This window comes from Oerskovia gallyi (assembly GCF_014836745.1).
Taxonomy (GTDB): Bacteria; Actinomycetota; Actinomycetes; order Actinomycetales; family Cellulomonadaceae; genus Oerskovia; species Oerskovia paurometabola.
Genome location: NZ_JACSQE010000003.1, coordinates 1 through 18,197, shown reverse-complemented (window position 1 = coordinate 18,197; position 18,197 = coordinate 1). Strand labels below are relative to the sequence as shown.

The following is an 18,197-nucleotide window of genomic DNA, read 5'->3' as shown; positions in this document are numbered from 1 at the left end:
TCTCGGGCACCCTTCGCGCGGACGGGAGCATGATCTATATTCGGAATATGCTGAATCTAGAGGGACGTCTGTGGCTCGACGGGGCCACCCTGGCGTTCCACGACTCCGGCGGGCCCGGTCCCGCCGTCGTGCTCCTGCACGGCGCGGGCGCGGACCACCAGACGTTCGCCGACCAGGCGACGGCGCTCGCCGCCCACGGCTGCCGAGTCGTCCTGCCGGACCTGCGCGGGCACGGTGCCTCCCGTCCGACCAGCACCCCGCTCACGGCCCCCCTGCTCGTCGCCGACGTCGAGGCCCTCGTCGCGGCGCTCGGGCTGGACAGGCCGGTGCTGGTCGGGCACTCGCTCGGAGGGAACCTGGCCCAGGAGCTCGTCCGGCGCACCCCCGAGAGGTACGCCGGGCTGGTCGTGCTGGGGGCGACCTGGAACACGGGGCCGCTGAGCCGGTGGGAGCGTCAGCTCCTGAGGCTCGCCGCGCCCGGCCTGTCCCTCGTCCCCGCGCGGCGGCTCCCGCGGCTCATGGCCACCGCGTCGGCGACGACCGAGGCCGCCCGCCGGGACGCCGAACGCGCATTCGGCCAGGTGTCGAAGGCGCGGTTCCTGCAGATCTGGCGGGCGACGACGGCGTTCGTCGCTCCCGACCCGTCGTACCGGACCCCCGTGCCGTTGGCCCTGGTCCGCGGCGAGGAGGACCGCACCGGGAACATCAGGACGGCGATGCCCGCGTGGGCCCGGCACGAGAACGTGAGCGACGTCGTCGTGCCGCAGGCGGGTCACCTCGTGAGCCAGGACGCCCCCGAGGCCGTGACCGAGGAGCTCGTGCGCTTCCTCGACCTCCTCGGGGAGGCGCGATGACGACGTCCGACCAGCACGCGTTCCTGCACGCGGTGGGGGACCTGCTGGCGTCGTGGAACCTGTCGCGCGCGACCGGGCGCGTCTACGGCGCGCTCCTCCTGGAGGACCGACCCGTCTCGCTCGACCACCTCGGCGAGGTCGTGGGGCTCAGCAAGGGGCAGGTCAGCACGTCGACGCGCGAGCTCGCGGCCTGGGGGCTGGCCCGCACCCTCCCTCAGCCGGGCAGCCGTCGCCTTCTCGTGGAGGCGACGCAGGGCCTCGACACCCTGCTCGAGGCGTCGTACCGCCGGGTGCGGACGTTCGTCGACGCCCTTGAGACGGGCCGGACGCTGGTCGACGGGCTGCCGGTCGCCCAGCAGCGGCTCGCGGACGTCATCGACCTGTTCGACGGCTACGTCGCCGCGGGCGAGCAGATCCTGCGACGCGGGGGCGGTGCTCGCTCCGCGCCGGGAAGGTCGGCGACCGGTCGCCCCGAGTGATCGCGACCGGCCGCCGGCTACCCGGACGGGCGGGTCTCAGTCGAAGCTGACGCGCAGGCTCGTGAGGCTGTGCCCGCCGTCGACACGGCTGGAGAGCCCGAGGGCGCGCAAGGGCTCGACGTACGCGATCCACGAGTCGTCGCCGCCCGGCGCGGGGCTGTTCGCGCGGGCGGCCGCCCCCCCCCCCCGACTCGAGCGCGTCGATGTCGAGGTACGCCGCGTTCGCCGTGCCCTTCGCGTCGGGCACGACGGTGCGGAAGGCGCCCACGGTGCCGAGCGTCCCGTCCTGGGCGAGGCGCGCGGCGTACGCCTCGTTCGAGGCGACGACGAGCCCGTCCTTCGTGGTCGCGCTCGTGAGCCTCTCCGCACCGGCGTCCACGAGGATCGCGTCGATCCGGCCGAGCAGGTTCTCGAGCGCGGCCTTGTCCCCGATCGTGCGAGCGCCGAGGTCGAGGTCGGCCAGGCCGGTCACGGCCGAGACGTCGTCGAGACCGGCGGAGTCGAGCGCGACGACGACCTGCTCGCCCAGGAGGGTCTTGAGGTCCTCGGGCAGCCGCAGGTCGTAGGTCTTCTCGAGCTCGTCCACCGTCTCCTGGAAGCCGAGGTCGCTCGACAGGAGGTCGTCGGTCGTCGTGCCCGCCTGCGGGTCGTCCCCGAAGAGGTCTGCCTCCTCGGTGCCCGGGGCGGTGGCGAGGCCCTCGAGCGACGAGTAGTCCCCCGTGCAGCCCGCCATGAACGACTCGTCGTAGCTCTGGGTGACCTCGGCGAGCTCCTCGGGCGTCAAGCCCCAGCTCGACGCGTCCAACGCGTTCTCCGGCAGCGCGAGCAGCGCCGCGCACTCGGCCTCCGTGGCGGTGGGCAGCGTCCCTGCCGTGCGGACCTCGTGCGAGGACAGGGTCCAGTCGTCGCCGAGCAGGTCCTCTCCGGAGCCCAGGCTCCCCAGGCCGCTCGACCCGAACGTGTCGGCGAGGGTGCTCAGCTGCTCCCAGAGCTGGTCGACCGACGCGGGGTCGATCGTCGCGGACGACGCGAACAGGGTGCTGTCCGGCAGGCCGGTGAGGAGCGACGTCCCCGAGCCCTTCAAGGGTGCGAGGACCTTCTCGTCGGCGCCGACGGCGATCGCGATCTCCAGGTGGTCGGTGCCTGCCCGTGCCGCTCCGGAGACGGTGCGCAGACCGTCGCCGACGGCTGCGCCCAGCTCCTCGGCCCCCTCCTGTCCTTCGAGCGCGGTGATCGCGCCCTCGACGTCCGCCCAGTAGGAGACGAGCCCTGGGTCGCCCAGGGCCTTCATGTCCGCGGTGAACCGCGGGGCGTCGGCCAGCGGTGCCTTCTTCGCGGCTGCCGCCACGTCGGCGGCCGCGACCCGCTCGGAGGTGATCAGGGCGTACCCGCCCGTGAACGCGACCTGTGCGGCCTTCGCGCCGTCGCCGCAGCCCAGGCCCGACTCGATGGCGATCCGGGCGGCGGCCTCGTCGGTCACCTGGAGGACGAGCACCGGTTCGGGTTCGGGTGCGGCTCCTGCGTGCCCGGTCGCCGCGCCCTCGACGGGCGGCAGCGCGGCGAGGGCCGCGCGCTGGCCGATCCACGGTTCGACGTCGGCGGCGTAGTCGATCTCGCACGTGCCGCTCTTCGAGATCGCGTCGACGACGAGCCGGCGCAGGTCGGCGTCCTCGCCGAGGTCCACGTCGAGGTCCGTGGCGAGATCGGGGAACCTGTTCGCGAGGCGCAGCAGGTTGACCTTCTGCGTGGCCGACGGGTCGAGGTCCACGCGCACGTAGGCGAACGCGGTGTCCGGGAGGGCGGCCTCGGGCTGCGCTCCGCCGCCGTCGAGCGCGCTGTAGGCGAAGACGCCCCCGCCGACGAGGACGAGGGCCGCGGTCGCCGCGCCGCCGAGCACCAGGCCGGTGCGCAGCCGGGAGGGCCGGACGGTCACGACCGTGACCGGGGCGGGAGGCGTGTCACCGGCGGGTGGTCGCCACGCCCCCGAGGGATCGGCAGGAGGGAAGGTGGGCGGCGTGGTCATGGTGAACCCTCTGGGTCGGCGTCGGCTCGACCGGCGCGGTGCGTCGGCGGTCGAGCCGAAGGCTAGTGGAGGCCGCCGACGGCTCGCAGCCCCCATCCATGGGGAGAACTCCCCGCCGCGGGAACTCACCCGGACGTGCTCGGCGGGGTGCGGCCCGGCGGATGCGACTGTGAGGGCTCTGTCCCGGTAACCTGGGAGTTCTGATTCCCACGAGCACAAACGAGGTTCACGTGCCCACCGGCAAGGTCAAGTGGTTCGACACCGAACGAGGGTTCGGCTTCATCGCGAGCGATGAGGGCGACGAGGTCTTCCTGCACGCTTCCGCCCTGCCTGACGGCGCGGCGCCCAAGCCCGGTGCCAGGGTGGAGTTCGGCGTGGCCGACGGGCGGCGCGGCCCGCAGGCGCTCGCGATCAAGCTGCTCGACCCGGCGCCCTCCGTGGCCAAGGCCCAGCGTCGCCCGGCCGAGGACCTGGGGGTCGTGATCGAGGACCTCATCAAGGTCATGGACAAGGTCGGGGGCTCGTTGCGCCGTGGCCGGTACCCGGATGCCGCGCAGGGAGCCCAGCTCGCCAAGGTGCTGCGCGCCGTCGCCGACGACCTGGAGGCATGACATGGCTGCCGTAGCCGCCGCTGAAGGATCGACCCGTCGTGTGAGCGCGCGCGCCGCCAAGGACGCCGTGCTCACGGGCGCGGTGGACCTCGCGCGTGCTGCGGCGGAACAGGTCGCCGAGCACGTGGGGGACGTGGGTGAGCACCTCGGGACGGTCGTCGAGGAGGACCGCCTGATCTCGCACCAGTTCGCGTGCACCATGCTCGGCTACCGGGGGTGGCGCTGGACCGTGACGGTGGCCCGCGTCCCGCGCGGTCGCACCGCGACGGTGTGCGAGGTCGAGCTCCTGCCGGGCGAGGGCTCCATCCTGGCGCCCGAGTGGTTGCCGTGGTCGGAGCGTCTGCAGCCGGGCGACATCGGTGTGGGCGACGTCCTGCCGTTCCAGGCGGACGACCCGCGCCTCGAGCCGGGCTACGTGCCCACGGGCGACGAGGAGCAGGACGCCGTCGCGATCGAGGAGCTCGCGCTCGCCCGGGTCCGGGTGCTGTCCCCCGAGGGCCGCGACGAGGCGGCCGAGCGCTGGTACCGCGGTACGCGCGGTCCTACGGCGCCGGGCGCGGTCGCCTCGGGCGCGGAGTGCGGGTCGTGCGGGTTCCTGGTGCCCCTGCAGGGGGCGCTCGGGCAGGTCTTCGGCGTGTGCGCGAACGCGTGGTCGCCCGACGACGGCAAGGTCGTGAGCCTCGACCACGGGTGCGGTGCGCACTCCGAGACGGACGTCGAGCCGCACCCGACGGACTGGCCGGCCGCCGACCCGTTGATCGACGAGATGGACGTCGAGATCGTCCAGCTCCTGGACGCCGCCCGTGATGCGGCGAGCGCCACGGCCACGGCCGCCACGGCTGCGGCTCCCGCGAGCCCGGCGACCGAGCGGTCCGCGGAGGCTGCGGCGAGCATCGAGCTGGCGCTGTCGCGGATCGCCCTCCCGGAGCCCGGGAGGTCGTCGTCCGCGACGGACGCCTCGGAGACCGGACCGGACGCCTCGCCGGACGCGGACCCGGACGAGCCGGCACGGTGACGACGGACGCCTTCGGGACCTCGGCTCTTCGCCGGGCCGTCACGGAGGCGTGGCTCGCGTCCCCGACGCGCTTCCGGGAGGACGCGAACACCGAGGAGGACCACGCCCGCGGCTACTACCGCGACCGGGTGGTGGTGGAGCTCGCGCAGAACGCGGCCGACGCCGCGGTGCACGCAGGCTCCTCGGGCCACCTGGTGCTGCGTCTTGCCCGGGACGCGGGCGGCGCGTGGTGGCTGACGGCGGAGAACTCGGGCGCACCGCTGGACGCGGGGGGCGTCGCGTCGCTGGCGTCGATGCGCGCGTCGGCCAAGGTCGCGCGCCCGTCCGGCCCGACGGCGGAGCCTGGGTCCGTAGACGGCCCACCCGGGCGGGTGGGCAGGTTCGGGGTGGGCTTCGCGGCCGTGCGCTCGGTCGCGGACGAGATCTCGGTGCGCTCGACGCTCGGGGGAGTGACGTTCTCCCTGGACCGGACGGTCGCGGCACTGTCCGACGCGGTCGCAGGTGCGCGGGAGGACGGGGGAGCGGCGGCGGCCGACCGGCTCGAGGCCGCGGTCCGCGAGCGGGGCGACGCCCTGCCCGTGCTGCGGCTCCCGTTCGCGGCGGACGCCCTGCCCGGCGACATCGCCACGGGTCTCGCGACGCCGGCCACGGTCGTGGCTCTGCGCCTGCGGGACCGGGTCGCGGTCGAGGCCGTCCGTGCCCAGCTCGACGAGGTGGACGACGCGCTGCTCCTGGCGCTGCCCGCCCTGGCGGAGGTCGGGGTCGAGATCGAGGACGACGCCGGGAACCTGCGGTCGCGTCGCCTGCACGACGTGGCCGCCCGCTGGACGGTCGTGCGCGAGCGCGGGGTTCTCGACGCGCGCATCCTGGACTCGCTCCCGGTCGAGCAGCGCCACGGGGGCTGGAGCCTGCTGTGGGCGCTGCCGCGGTCGGCTGCCGCACCGAGCGATGCCGTCGCGAGCGTGGTGCACGCTCCCACGCCGACCGACGAGCCGACGACCTTCCCGGCGCTGCTCGTCGCGTCGTTCCCCTTGGACCCGAGTCGTCGGCACGTCCTGCCCGGGCCTGTGACGGACGCGCTCGCCGCGTCCGCGGGGGAGGCCTTCGCCCGGCTCCTCGGTCTGGTCGCCGCTGAGCGGGGGGCCTCGGTCCTCGCTCTCGTGCCCACCGGGTTGCCGTCCGGGGCGCTCGACGCGCAGGTCCGGGACGCGGCGCTCGCCGCGTTGCGCGGCACGCCGCTGCTGTCGCCACCGCCTCCGGTGGCCGTCCCCGCCGGCGATCACGACGCGCAGGACGCACCCGGCGGGCCCGCCGGCCCCGCCGGCCCCGTCGACCTCGACGGTCCAGGACTCGACGAGGAACCCGTGCGCCCCGGCGGACGGCACCTGGTCGCGCCCCGCGACGCCCAGGTCCTCGCGGGCGAGGTCGGGCGCGATCCGGCCGTGGTGGCGGTGCTCGGTCGGGCGGTGCCGGACCTGGTCGACGTGCCGTCGTCGCTGCACGCGGTCGCACGGTCGCTCGGGGTGCGGTCCCGCGAGCTCGCGGACCTGCTCGACGAGCTGCCCGCAGGGATGGGTCCTGCGGCGTGGCGCGAGGTCTACGCGGCCCTCGCCCCGCACGTGGGGCAGCCGGGGGTGCGCGACGCGCTCGGTGCGGTGACGGTCCCGCTCGCCGACGGGCGGACCGCGCGGGGAGCTCGCGGGGTCCTGCTCCTGGGTGCCGAACCCGCAGCCGAGGAGGCGACGGCAGGTTCCGGCTTCCTCACCCTGGCGCGCTCGCTGGGCCTGCGCCTGGTGCACCCGGACGCCGTGCACCCGCTCCTGGAGCGTCTGGGCGCGACGCCGTCCTCGTTCCGTGGGCTGCTGACCGAGCCTGCGGTCAGGGAGCACGTGCTGCACCTCGCGGACCTGGCCGCGGACGACGACCTGCTCGACGGGACGGACCCGGTGCCCGCCGCCGTCGGGCAGGTGCTGGCCCTCGCGCGCTCCGCGCTCGCCGAGGGCGCGCAGCCCGAGGACGTGCCCTTCTGGTGGGGCGAGCTCCCGCTGCCCACGGCCGAGGGCGACCTGTCGGCGGCACGTGAGTGCGTCGTGCCGGGGTCGTGGGCGGACGGGGTCCTGGACGGTCTCGTGCCGCTCGCGGACGGCGTGGCCGAGCGCTGGGGCGAGGACGTCCTGCGTGCGGTCGGGGTCCCCGCGGACGTGACGGTCCACCGGGTCCGCGACGTCCTGACGCCGTGGGACGCCGACGCGGACCTGCCCGACGACCCGGACGACCCGCAGTCGTGGCTCGACGGGTGGGCCGACTACCTCGCCTTCCTGGGTGGCCACGTCGGGGGAGGCGCGTTCGTGGGCGACCTCGACGCGGTCGCGGACCTGGACGCCGTCGCCGACGACGCGTGGCCCGTGTTCCTCGCACGGCTCGCCGGCGACCCCGACGCCCGCGCGGCCCTGCTCGCCCCGGTCCGGAGCCAGGGTGGTGCCCGGGCGGGGGACGCGCCGTCGTACACCGCCTGGTGGCTGCGCCGGCACCTGGGCGCGCCCTTCGCGGCCGTGCCGGGCGGTGCGCCCTTCCTGCCCGACCCGCCCGACGAGGCCCACGGCCTGGACGCGGAGGTCGTGCGCGCGCTGGGCGGGGTCGCGGACCTGGGAGACCTCGCCCCGGCGGACTGGCCGGACTACCTGGCCGCGCTGCCCGACGTCGGCACGCCCCTCGACCTGCCCGCCGCGCTCGCGGTCTGGCGCGGGTTGGGCGCGCTCGCGCGCACGGCGAACGGTCACGCGCTCGACGAGCTGCCCGACCGCCTGCCGGGCCTGCGCGGGTCGACCACGACGTGCGTCCCGGCCGAGGACCTGGCCGTGGCGACGAGCGCGATGTGGGCGCAGGTACGGACCGTGCTCCCGGTCGCGTCGGTCGCGGACGGGGGAGCCGTCCTGGCGGACCTCCTCGACCTGCCGTTGCTGCCGCCCCCGGGTGCGCCGGAGGTCCCCCTGCCCGACGACGCCGGCTCGCCCCAGGTGCTCGACGCCCGGGTCGCGCGGCTCGTCCCGGGCGTGCCCGGCAGCTGGTTCGAGCACGAGGCGCTGTCGGTGGACGGGGTCGAGGTCGACTGGTGGGTGAGCTCGGGCGGCGCAGGACCCGAGGTCCACGCCTCGACGACCGCCGGCCTGGCCCGCGGGCTGGCCGCGGCGGCCGGCCGGCCCGCGGCGCGGCACCTGCTGGAGTCCGCGCTGCTCGACCCGGCCTCCGCCGACGACCTGCTCGCCGAGACGGCGTGGGACGAGGCGTGAGCCGGGCGGCGGGACCCGCGCCCGGACCGCCCGGCATCTTCGACCGTCGCCTCGTGGGCGGCGTCTACGTCCCGACCTTCGTGTTCGAGGCCGGGGTGAGCGCGATCGTGCCCGTGGTCGCGCTGAGCGCGATCTCGATGGGGGCCGGGATCGCGCTGGCGGGGTTCGTCGTCGCGCTGCTGGGGCTCGGGCAGATCGCCGGGGACGTCCCGGCCGGGGCGTTCGCTGCGCGGTTCGGTGACAGGCGGGCCATGATGACGGCCGCGGCCGCCTCGATCGTCGGCCTCGTGGCGTGCGCGCTCGCCCCCAACCTGTGGGTCCTGGGCGCCGGGGTCTTCTGCGTCGGTATGACCAACGCCGTGTTCATGCTCGCCCGGCAGGCCTATCTGACCGAGGTCACGCCCGTCCTCAAACGGGCCAGGGCGCTGTCGACGCTCGCGGGCACGCACCGGATCGGTGCCTTCGTGGGGCCGTTCGCCGCGGCCGCGGTCCTGTGGCTCTGGGACCTGCCCGCGGTGTACTGGCTGGCCGTCTGCACGAGCGTCGTCGCCGGGCTGGTGACGGCCCTCGTGCCTGACGTCGCGGCGGGTTCGACGGCCCACCGGCGGTCCGTGGTGCCCGTCAGCTTCCGTACGGTGCTGGCCGCGAACTGGCGGGTGTTCGCGACGCTCGGGATCGCGGTCGTGATGGTCGGGGCCACGCGGGCCGCCCGGCAGGTGGTGCTGCCGCTGTGGTCCGAGCACCTGGGCTTCAGCCCCGCCACGACGAGCGTGATCTTCGGGCTCTCGGGAGCCGTCGACATGCTGCTGTTCTACCCCGCGGGCAAGGTCATGGACCGGTGGGGCAGGCTGTGGGTCGCGATCCCGTGCATGGTCGTGCTGGGCGGGGCGATCGTCGTGCTGCCGCTCACGAGCACCGTCGCCGGGGTGGCCGTGGTGGCGATGGTCATGGGCTTCGGCAACGGGATCGGGTCGGGCATCCTCATGACTCTCGGCGCCGACGTCGCGCCCCCGGACGTCCGCGCGCAGTTCCTCGGGATCTGGCGGCTCTTCCAGGACTCCGGGACCGCGCTCGGTCCGCTGGTGGTCTCGGCCGGTGCCGCGCTGGGAAGCCTCGCGGGCGGGATCGTCGCGTCCGGCACGGTCGGCCTGCTCGGTGCGGTCGCGCTCGCGCGGTGGGTCCCGCGGTGGTCGGTGCACGCGAACCGGACCACGCGCCGTCGGGCGGGGATCGAGAGCTAGGCGGGGGTCCCCTGGGCGTCGTCGCCCGACTCGTCGGGGTGCGTCCGGTACTCGCTCCGGTTGCGGCGTTCCCAACCGAGCCCGATGATGCCGAGCACGATCCCGGCCGCGCAGCTCGCGGGAAGCTCGAACGTCGCCCTGTCGAGGAGCAGCAGGACGACCGAGACCACGAGGGCGACGGCCCACAGGCTCATCCCGACCAGGATCACCGGCCGCAGGTCGACACGCAGCGCCGGCGGGTTGGGGCGGCGCCGCTCCGGGTGGATCAGCAGGGAGAGCATCGAGGGCACGCTCGCAGTCTACGTCTCGTGAAGGTTCCGTCGGGTGAAAAAAACTGGTGGCGCTGCCCGGCGTGTCCGGGCCCTCACCCGAGGGGCTCCCGTGTTATCAGGCCTGGGTGCGGCAACGACGGCACCGCGCGAACCTCGCTTATCGGGGTGAACCAGGCGCAACCGGCCCCGGCGACCCCGACCGGGACCGCGACCCGCTAGGAAGACTTGCCCCTTTTCACCCGTGACCGCTGTCACAGGACGGCCGAGGAGCTGTCTCTCCTGGGTGAGACGTGCAGCGGACAGGGTTCCGAGGCCGTATCGCCAGCCGCTACGATCCGAACTTCGCCTCCCCTGCTTCGTTGGACAGGTGTGCAAGAAGTTGGGGACGGTACTTGCTCGTCGCTCCGAGGAATGCGGTGCATTTCTCGTTCTGGACACGTGTCCATCTCTATTGTCTGACCACACCAGTCTCCAGGTAGGGGCTCAAGATCCGCAGGATCCAGGGCTCGGACTCGCCGAGAGGCGGGGTCTTCTCACCCGGGTGAAAAGGTCGGTCGTTCGTTCATTTCTTTGTGTGCCGACTCTTACGATGAGGCGTTCCGGCGGTCCAGAAGCGGCTGACGGATTGATCGAGAGGTAGCCGGGCCCATGGCCGGAAGCGTCATTCACGATTCGCGTCGTGGACTCCGCCACATCCTGACAGCAGCGCCGCCCGGTCCACTCCGGGCGGTCCGTGCAGCGTTCGCGTCGGTCACGTGGGAGCGGTCGTACAAGGTCCGCCTCGTCGCCACGGACACGCTGGCCATCACCATCGGTGTCACGGCCGCGTACTTCCTGCGATGGGACCAGTTCATCAGCCAGCCCGTCCGGGAGAACCTGTTCCTCCCGTACCTCGCGCTCAGCATCCTGATCGGGCTCGCCTGGGCGGGTTCCCTGGCGTTCGCCAAGACGCGGGACGTGCGGGTCGTGGGCAGCGGGCCCACCGAGTACCAGCGGGTCTTCGACGCGTCCTGGCGGCTCTTCGGGATCCTGGCGATCCTCGCCTTCCTGCTGCGCTTCCAGGAGGCCCGCGGCTACCTGATCTTCGCCTTCCCTCTCGGCCTCGCCGGGCTGCTCCTGGGACGCTACTTCTGGCGGCAGTGGCTGCACCGCAAGCGGGCCGCCGGTTCTCACCGGACCGCCGTCCTCGCGATCGGGCACCGCGACCAGGCCGAGCGCCTGATCCGCGACCTGAACGACCGGGACAGCTCCGGCTACCGGGTCGTCGCCGTGTGCACCCCGAGCGGGCGGGCCGGCGAGGGGGACGCCATCCTGGGCGTGCCCGTCCTCGGAGACCTCCGTTCGGCGGGCGAGATCGCAGCACGCGTCGGCGCAGGCTGCGTCGCGGTGAGCGGGTCGGACGCCGTGACGGCCGATGTGGTGCGCCACCTCAGCTGGGAGCTCGAGCCCTTCGGTGTCGACCTCATGCTGACGACCGAGCTGGTCGACGTCGCCGGTCCGCGCATCACGATCACCCCGGCCGAGTCGGTGTCGCTCCTGCACGTCGACGCGCCCCGGTTCAGCGGTCCCAAGTTCGTCGTCAAGTCGATCTCCGACTGGTTCGGCGCGGCGATCCTGACGTTCCTCCTGCTGCCCGTCCTGATCGCGGTCGGCCTCGCGGTGCGGCTCACGAGCCGTGGACCGGTCTTCTACTCCCAGCAGCGCGTGGGACGCAACGGCGAGACCTTCTCGATGCTCAAGTTCCGGTCCATGCGCGTCGGGTCCGACATCGACCTCACCGCGCTCGCCGCGGACAACGAGGGGTCCGGGCCGCTCTTCAAGATCCGCAACGACCCGCGCGTCACGACCGTGGGCCGCTTCCTCCGTCGCTACTCGCTCGACGAGCTGCCGCAGATCTTCAACGTCCTGCGAGGCGACATGAGCCTCGTGGGGCCTCGTCCGCCGCTGCCGCGCGAGGTCAGCACGTACGAGAAGAAGGTGCGCAGGCGCCTGCTGGTCAAGCCCGGCCTGACGGGCCTGTGGCAGGTCGGGGGACGGTCCGACCTGTCGTGGGAGGAGAGCGTGCGGCTCGACGTCTACTACGTCGAGAACTGGACGCTGTTCGGCGACATCCTGATCCTGGCGCGCACGGCCAGGGCCGTGGTCTCCGGGCACGGGGCGTACTGAGCGTCGTCGGCCGGACGGGCGTGACGGGGGACACGTCCTCCTAGCACGTAACGTGGACGATTCTGAAGCGCAACACGGGATCTGGCACCATTCTCCCCATGACCACCACGACTGACGAGCGCGAAGCCCCCCCGCGTTCCAGCGGCATCGACCGCTTCTTCAAGATCACCGAGCGCGGCTCGACCATCGGCGCCGAGATCCGTGGCGGTCTCGTCACGTTCTTCGCGATGTCCTACATCATCATCCTCAACCCGATCATCCTGGGGACGGCTCCTGACGGCACGGGGCAGTTCTTGGGCGGCGGCACGGACGGCGCGAACTTCCCGATGATCGCCGCGACCACGGCGCTCGTCGCGGGCATCATGACGATCGCGATGGGCGTCTTCGCGAACTACCCGATGGCTCTCGCGGCCGGTCTGGGCCTGAACGCGGTCGTGGCCTTCACGATCGCCTCGATCCCCGAGGTCACGTGGGCCGACGCGATGGGCATCGTCGTGATCGAGGGCCTCATCATCCTCGTGCTCGTCCTCACGGGCTTCCGGGAGGCGGTCTTCCGCGCGGTCCCGGTCGAGCTCAAGACGGCGATCAGCGTCGGCATCGGCCTGTTCATCGCGCTCGTCGGCCTGGTCAACGCCGGGTTCGTCGCCGCGGGCGGTGGCACGCCGCTCCAGCTCGGCGCGACCGGCTCGCTCGCGGGCTGGCCCATCCTCGTCTTCGTGGTGGGCCTGGTCCTCATGATCGTCCTGTGGGTCCGCAAGGTCCGTGGAGCGATCCTCATCTCGATCCTCGCCGCGACCGTCGTCGCGGTGGTGATCCAGGCGATCGCCGGGGTCGCCACCAAGGGCAGCGGTGCGACGAACGGCTGGAGCCTGAACGCGCCCGAGCTCGACGGCAGCCCGGTCGCGGTACCGGACTTCGGCCTGCTCGGTCAGTTCTCCCTCCTGGGGTCGATCGAGAAGGTCGGCATCGTCACGGTCGTCCTGCTCGTCTTCTCGCTGCTGCTCGCGGACTTCTTCGACACCATGGGCACCATGGTCGCGGTCGGCGCCGAGGGCAAGCTGCTCGACGAGACGGGCAACCCGCCGAAGTCGCGCGCGATCCTCATCGTCGACTCGGTCGCCGCGGCCGCCGGTGGCGCCGCGAGCGTCTCCTCCAACACGAGCTACGTCGAGTCCACGACCGGCGTGGGCGAGGGGGCGCGCACTGGTCTCGCGGCGGTCGTGACGGGCATCGCGTTCCTGCTGGCGACGTTCCTGTCTCCCCTCGTCGCCCTGGTCCCGAGCGAGGCCGCCGCGCCCGCCCTGGTCCTGGTCGGCTTCCTCATGATGACGCAGATCACGGGCATCAAGTGGACCAACGTCGAGGTCGCGATCCCCGCGTTCCTCACGATCGCCCTCATGCCGTTCACGTACTCGATCACGGCCGGCATCGGCGCGGGCTTCCTGGCCTTCGTGGTCATCAAGCTGGCGCTCGGCAAGGTCAAGGCGATCCACCCGCTCATGTGGGTCTCGGCCGTCGCGTTCATCATCTACTTCACCCTCGACCCGATCAGCGACGCCCTGGGCGTCTGACGTACGCTCACAGGCGATGAGCACCCCGATCCTGCGCCTGACGCCGACGCTCCAGTCCTACGACTGGGGATCGAGGAGCACGCTGCACGCGCTCCTCGGGCTGGCGCAGGACGGGGAGCCCCTCGCCGAGCTGTGGATGGGGGCGCACCCGAAGGGCCCGTCGTCGGCATCGGCCGACGGCGGGCCCTCGGCGTCTCTGGCGGACCTGATCCACGCGGACCCGCTCGCGATGCTCGGCCGACGTGTGCTCGACGACTACGGCCCGCGGCTGCCCTACCTGCTCAAGGTGCTCGCCGCGGACCGCGCGCTGTCGCTGCAGGTGCACCCGCAGCCGCACCGTGCGCGCGCAGGGTTCAACCGGGAGAACCGGCAGGGCGTCCCGCGGGAGTCGCCGGAGCGCAGCTTCCACGACGACCAGCACAAGCCCGAGATGGTCGTCGCGGTCTCGCGGTTCGAGGGCCTCTCCGGATTCCGGCGACCGGAGCGGATCCTGGAGCTGCTGGACGGGCTGCGCGGGGACCTGGTGACCAGCATGAGAGCGGCGCTCGAGGCCCAGCCCGCCGCGGCCGGTCTGCGCGAGGCGTTCACGCTCGCACTGCGCGCGCGGACCTCTCCCGACGTCGCCGCGGACCTGGCGACGACCGTCGCCGACGTCGGGGCTCGCCTGGAGTCGGGAACGACGTCGCCCCGTGCCGACGCCACCGTGGTCTCGCTCGCGGAACAGCACCCCGGTGATCCCGGCGCCCTGGTGTCGATGATGCTCAACCGGGTCACGCTCGAGCCGGGGGAGTCGATGTTCGTCCCGGCCGGGCACGTGCACGCCTACCTGTCGGGGTGCGCGGTCGAGGTCATGTCGAGCTCGGACAACGTGCTGCGCGCCGGACTGACCACCAAGCACGTGGACGTCGAGTCGTTGCTGGCGTGCGTGAGCTATGCCCCGGGGCCGGCGGCTCGCCCGCGGATCCGGCGGCTGGCCGACGCTGCGTCGAGGAGCCACGACCTGCCGGTGGTGGACGGCGGGCTGCGCGAGTACCGGGCGTCGATCGCGGAGTTCGCGCTGGTCATGGGGGCGGTGAGCACGGTGGGCGCCGAGGCCGTGGCTCTGCCGACCGAGGGGCCGCGGATCGTCCTCGCCCTGGACGGTCTTCTCGAGCTGGGGCGGGCAGAGGCGGACGGAGGTTCGCCCCGTGGCGCGGACGGGCGGGTGTCCCTGAGGCCGGGCGAGTCGGTCTTCGTCCCGCACGACGCCGGTGCGCTGGACGTGCGAGGAGTGGGCGACCTGGTGGTCGCCTACGTGCCGTGATCTCGCTCACTCCCCATTTCATTACTTAAGGTAATGAGTTAAGGTAAAGAGATGCCTCCCGCGGAACAGACCACGCCCTCGTCCCCCACGAAGGCGCAGTGTCGGCCCGCGACCCTCGGCGGTGACCTCCGCGTCGCCCTCACGCGCGTCTCGCGCGCCCTGCGCTCCCAGCGCGGTGGTGCCGACCTGCCCGAGGGCCAGTTCGGCGTCCTGACGGTGCTCCACAAGCACGGCGCGATGACCCCCGGCGCGCTCGCGACCCACGAGCGCATCCGCCCGCCGTCCATGACCCGCACCGTGAACGCGCTCGTCGAGCTGGGCCTCGTCCACAAGCTCGAGCACGACACCGACAAGCGGCTGGTCATGGTGGCCCTCACCGAGGCCGGCGTCCTCGAGGTCAAGGAGACCCGTCGGCGCCGCGACGCGTGGCTCACCCAGCAGCTGACCGACCTGACCCCCGACGAAAGAGAGACCTTGGCCCGCGCCACTGACCTGTTGACCCGGATCGCCGCCCGATGAGCGCGACGTTCTCCTCTCTCAAGTACTTCAACTACCGCCTCTGGTTCGGGTCCGCGCTCGTCGCGAACATCGGCACCTGGATGCAGCGCATCGCGCAGGACTGGCTCGTCCTGACCGTCCTGACCGCGAACTCCGGTGTCGCCGTCGGCGTCATCACGGCGCTCCAGTTCGCGCCCGTCCTGGCGCTGTCCGCCTGGGCGGGCGTCCTCGCGGACCGGTTGCCCCGCCGCAAGATGCTCATGGCCACCCAGGGCGCCTCGGGCCTGCTCGCGCTCGGGCTCGGCGCGCTCGTGCTCTCGGGGCACGTCGAGCTGTGGCACGTCTACGGCTTCGCGCTCGCGCTCGGGTGCGTGTCCGCGCTCGACGGCCCGGTGCGCCAGACGTTCGTCGCGGAGATGGTGCCGAGCGACAAGCTGTCGAACGCCGTGGGCCTCAACAGCGCGTCGTTCAACGCGGCCCGGTTGATCGGCCCCGGCGTCGCCGGCCTGCTCATCGCCGCGGTGGGCACGGGCTGGGTCTTCATCATCAACGGCATCAGCTTCGGCGCGACCATCTTCGCGCTGTCGCGCATGCGGACCCGGGAGATGCACAAGCTGCCCAGCGCCTCGCGCGAGAAGGGGCAGATCCGTGAGGGCATCCGGTACGTGCGCGGCCGCTCCGACATCATCGTCATCATGGTCGTCCTGAGCGTCGTGTCGACCTTCGGGCTCAACTTCCAGCTCACGTCCGCGATGATGGCGCGCGTCGAGTTCGGGATGGGCGCGGGGGAGTACGGCATGCTCGGGTCGATCCTCGCGATCGGTTCGCTCACGGGAGCACTGATGGCTGCCCGCCGGGAGCGGCCGCGCGTGCGGCTCGTGATCGGGTCGGCGTTCGGCTTCGCGATCGCGACCGGGGTCATGGCGCTCATGCCGAGCTATACGACGTTCGCGATCGCCTGCATCCCCGTCGGGTTCATGTCGCTGACCATGATGACCGCGGCCAACACGACCATCCAGATGACGACCGACCCCGTGATGCGCGGACGCGTCATGTCCCTGTACATGATCGTGTTCCTGGGTGCGACGCCCGTCGGTGCACCGATCGTCGGCTGGATCGCCGAGGCCTACGGGCCCCGCTGGGCGATCGGGATCGGCTCCATCACGGCACTGCTCGTCTCCGTGGGGGCCGCGATCTGGGCCATGCGGAACTGGAAGTTCACCGTCAGCTATCGCGTGACCCAGCGCCCGCACCTCCTGGTCACCTATCCCGAGGGCGGTGCGGCCCGCCGGGTGGGGGCTCGCGGCGAGACGCGCAGCCGGCTCGGCGTGGACGACGCGGAGGACGCCGCGACGGCGGCATGACGGCTCCCGGCCCGACGGCGCCGCTCGCCTGCAGACGTCACGTCCCCGACGACGTCGCTCGGCCCGGAACGCACGACGCCCGCCCCGCCGTTCGTCGGCAGGGCGGGCGTCGTGCGTCGACGGTCAGGCCAGGGCGTCGACGACGAAGTCGATGCTTCGGGTGAGCAGCTCGACGTCCGCCGGCTCGATCGCGGGGAACATCCCGATGCGGAGCTGGTTGCGCCCGAGCTTGCGGTAGGGGAACACGTCGAGGATCCCGTTGGCACGCAGGGCGGCGATGACCTGTGTCGCGTCGATCGACTCGTCGAGGTCGATCGTCCCGACGACCGTGGACCGGTCCTCGGGGCGCGTCACGAAGGGGGTGGCCCAGTCGCGGGAGTCGGCCCAGGAGTAGAGGGTCCGGGCCGACGACGCGGACCGGGCGCTCGCCCACGCGAGGCCGCCCTGCTCGTTGAGCCAGTCCACCTGCTCGGCGAACGTCACGAGCGTCGCGACCGCCGGGGTGTTGAGGGTCTGGTCCTGGCGGGAGTTCGTGATCGCCGCGCCGAGCGAGAGGAACTCGGGGACCCAGCGGTCACCGGACTCGATCTCCTGGGCGCGCGCGACGGCGTCGGGCGACATGATCGCGACCCACAGCGCGCCGTCGGACCCGAAGACCTTCTGCGGCGCGAAGTAGTAGACGTCCGTCTCCGCGAGGTCGACCGGGAGGGCGCCCGCGCCCGACGTCGCGTCGACCAGGGTGAGTGCCCCCTGCTCGCGGGAACCCGCGACACGGCGCACGGGGGCCATGGCCCCCGTCGAGGTCTCGTTGTGGGGCCAGGCGTAGACGTCGATCCCGTCCGCGGCCTCGGGGACGGCGACCGACCCCGGGGGAGCGGTGATGACCTGCGAGGCCTCGAGGAAGGGTGCACGCGTGGTCGCGGTCGCGAACTTGGCGCCGAACTCGCCGAACGCCGCGTGCTGGGCGCGCTCGCGCACCAGGCACAGCGTCGCGACGTCCCAGAACGCCGACGACCCGCCGTTGCCCAGGACGACCTCGTAGCCCTCCGGGGCGTCGAACAGGTCGGCGAGGCCCGACCGGATCCGACCGACCAGGGACTTGACCGGTGCCTGACGGTGGGAGGTCCCCAGCAGGGACGTGCCCGCCTTCGTGAGCGCGCGGACCTGCGCCTCGCGAACCTTGGACGGGCCGCAGCCGAAGCGGCCGTCGCTGGGCAGCAGGTGCGGGGGGACGGTGATCTGGGTGGGCTCAGGCACGGGGCAACGATAGTCCGGCCTGGCGCGAACACCGCTCGCCGTCCACAATGTCGGTGGCTCGGACCTAAACTAGTGGTCAGCGGCCCGCCGGTGCGGCAGGTGCCCCCAAGCCCCCAAGCGACAGGAGCGCGACGTGACCGACCTGATCGACACCACCGAGATGTATCTGAAGACGATCTATGAGCTGGACGAGGAGGGGATCGTCCCTCTGCGTGCGCGGATCGCGGAGCGGTTGGGTCATTCGGGTCCGACG

Annotated in this window: 14 protein-coding genes and 1 pseudogene; 12 read left to right on the top strand and 3 right to left on the bottom strand. The window is 73.0% G+C overall.

Features of this window, described 5'->3' with window-relative positions; all coding sequences use genetic code 11:
- Window positions 1-47 precede the first annotated feature (47 nt).
- Both H9640_RS04250 and H9640_RS04245 read left to right on the top strand, forming a co-directional pair.
- A complete protein-coding gene (locus H9640_RS04250; protein ID WP_191789500.1) occupies window positions 48-854 on the top strand; it encodes an alpha/beta fold hydrolase in 807 nt (268 codons plus the stop codon).
- On the top strand, window positions 851-1,333 hold the full coding sequence (locus H9640_RS04245) for a GbsR/MarR family transcriptional regulator (RefSeq protein ID WP_191789499.1): 483 nt from the start codon (window positions 851-853) through the stop codon (window positions 1,331-1,333). The genes H9640_RS04250 and H9640_RS04245 overlap by 4 nt, the downstream gene beginning before the upstream one ends.
- On the opposite strand, the gene H9640_RS04240 is transcribed toward H9640_RS04245, so the two are convergent.
- Entirely contained in the window at window positions 1,227-3,356 is a 2,130-nt protein-coding gene (locus tag H9640_RS04240; protein ID WP_191789498.1) for a DUF3352 domain-containing protein, read from the bottom strand. The genes H9640_RS04245 and H9640_RS04240 overlap by 107 nt on opposite strands.
- A gap of 230 nt (window positions 3,357-3,586) precedes the next feature.
- On the opposite strand from H9640_RS04240, the gene H9640_RS19560 reads away from it, so the two are divergent.
- From H9640_RS19560 to H9640_RS04220, 4 genes are read left to right on the top strand one after another with little or no spacing between them, the layout of a single operon-like run.
- On the top strand, window positions 3,587-3,967 hold the full coding sequence (locus H9640_RS19560; RefSeq protein WP_030144143.1) for a cold-shock protein: 381 nt from the start codon (window positions 3,587-3,589) through the stop codon (window positions 3,965-3,967).
- 1 nt (window position 3,968) lies between these two features.
- Window positions 3,969-4,982: a DUF3027 domain-containing protein gene (locus H9640_RS04230; protein ID WP_191789497.1), complete on the top strand. Its 1,014-nt coding sequence runs from the start codon at window positions 3,969-3,971 to the stop codon at window positions 4,980-4,982.
- Window positions 4,979-8,272, top strand: a complete 3,294-nt coding sequence (locus H9640_RS19555; RefSeq protein ID WP_191789496.1) for an ATP-binding protein — start codon at window positions 4,979-4,981, stop codon at window positions 8,270-8,272. Before H9640_RS04230 ends, H9640_RS19555 begins: the two co-directional genes overlap by 4 nt.
- Window positions 8,269-9,513, top strand: coding sequence for an MFS transporter (locus tag H9640_RS04220; RefSeq protein ID WP_307824206.1), 1,245 nt, complete (start codon window positions 8,269-8,271; stop codon window positions 9,511-9,513). The genes H9640_RS19555 and H9640_RS04220 overlap by 4 nt, the downstream gene beginning before the upstream one ends.
- On the opposite strand, the gene H9640_RS04215 is transcribed toward H9640_RS04220, so the two are convergent.
- The gene (locus H9640_RS04215; RefSeq protein ID WP_225226740.1) at window positions 9,510-9,794 is read right to left on the bottom strand and encodes a DUF2530 domain-containing protein; all 285 of its coding nucleotides are present in this window, start codon (window positions 9,792-9,794) and stop codon (window positions 9,510-9,512) included. The genes H9640_RS04220 and H9640_RS04215 overlap by 4 nt on opposite strands.
- A gap of 639 nt (window positions 9,795-10,433) precedes the next feature.
- On the opposite strand from H9640_RS04215, the gene H9640_RS04210 reads away from it, so the two are divergent.
- The 5 genes from H9640_RS04210 to H9640_RS04190 all read left to right on the top strand — a co-directional run bounded on the left by H9640_RS04210 (window position 10,434) and on the right by H9640_RS04190 (window position 16,687).
- Complete coding sequence (locus H9640_RS04210) at window positions 10,434-11,951, top strand: sugar transferase (protein ID WP_191789494.1); 1,518 nt, start codon at window positions 10,434-10,436, stop codon at window positions 11,949-11,951.
- A 98-nt stretch (window positions 11,952-12,049) separates the two neighbouring features.
- Window positions 12,050-13,522 carry an NCS2 family permease gene (locus tag H9640_RS04205; RefSeq protein ID WP_191789493.1) on the top strand — a complete coding sequence of 491 codons (1,473 nt, stop codon included), beginning with the start codon at window positions 12,050-12,052 and terminating at the stop codon, window positions 13,520-13,522.
- A gap of 16 nt (window positions 13,523-13,538) precedes the next feature.
- A complete protein-coding gene (manA, locus tag H9640_RS04200; RefSeq protein ID WP_191789492.1) occupies window positions 13,539-14,825 on the top strand; it encodes a mannose-6-phosphate isomerase, class I in 1,287 nt (428 codons plus the stop codon).
- Between the two features lie 51 nt (window positions 14,826-14,876).
- Window positions 14,877-15,344: a MarR family winged helix-turn-helix transcriptional regulator gene (locus H9640_RS04195; protein WP_191789491.1), complete on the top strand. Its 468-nt coding sequence runs from the start codon at window positions 14,877-14,879 to the stop codon at window positions 15,342-15,344.
- Entirely contained in the window at window positions 15,341-16,687 is a 1,347-nt protein-coding gene (locus H9640_RS04190) for an MFS transporter (protein WP_191789490.1), read from the top strand. The genes H9640_RS04195 and H9640_RS04190 overlap by 4 nt, the downstream gene beginning before the upstream one ends.
- A 123-nt stretch (window positions 16,688-16,810) precedes the next feature.
- Here H9640_RS04190 and serC read toward each other — a convergent pair whose 3' ends face one another.
- Window positions 16,811-17,944 carry a phosphoserine transaminase gene (gene serC / locus H9640_RS04185; protein WP_318243636.1) on the bottom strand — a complete coding sequence of 378 codons (1,134 nt, stop codon included), beginning with the start codon at window positions 17,942-17,944 and terminating at the stop codon, window positions 16,811-16,813.
- A gap of 133 nt (window positions 17,945-18,077) precedes the next feature.
- On the opposite strand from serC, the pseudogene H9640_RS04180 reads away from it, so the two are divergent.
- Window positions 18,078-18,197: pseudogene (locus tag H9640_RS04180) on the top strand (dihydrofolate reductase); the annotation flags it as partial.

Coding starts and splice junctions, on each gene's coding strand:
- H9640_RS04245 (WP_191789499.1), top strand. CDS start 851: ATGACGACGTCCGACCAGCACGCGTTCCTGCACGCGGTGGGGGACCTG.
- H9640_RS04240 (WP_191789498.1), bottom strand. CDS start 3,356: ATGACCACGCCGCCCACCTTCCCTCCTGCCGATCCCTCGGGGGCGTGG.
- H9640_RS04215 (WP_225226740.1), bottom strand. CDS start 9,794: ATGCTCTCCCTGCTGATCCACCCGGAGCGGCGCCGCCCCAACCCGCCG.
- H9640_RS04210 (WP_191789494.1), top strand. CDS start 10,434: ATGGCCGGAAGCGTCATTCACGATTCGCGTCGTGGACTCCGCCACATC.
- H9640_RS04230 (WP_191789497.1), top strand. CDS start 3,969: ATGGCTGCCGTAGCCGCCGCTGAAGGATCGACCCGTCGTGTGAGCGCG.
- H9640_RS04195 (WP_191789491.1), top strand. CDS start 14,877: ATGCCTCCCGCGGAACAGACCACGCCCTCGTCCCCCACGAAGGCGCAG.
- H9640_RS04205 (WP_191789493.1), top strand. CDS start 12,050: ATGACCACCACGACTGACGAGCGCGAAGCCCCCCCGCGTTCCAGCGGC.
- H9640_RS04190 (WP_191789490.1), top strand. CDS start 15,341: ATGAGCGCGACGTTCTCCTCTCTCAAGTACTTCAACTACCGCCTCTGG.
- manA (WP_191789492.1), top strand. CDS start 13,539: ATGAGCACCCCGATCCTGCGCCTGACGCCGACGCTCCAGTCCTACGAC.
- H9640_RS04250 (WP_191789500.1), top strand. CDS start 48: ATGCTGAATCTAGAGGGACGTCTGTGGCTCGACGGGGCCACCCTGGCG.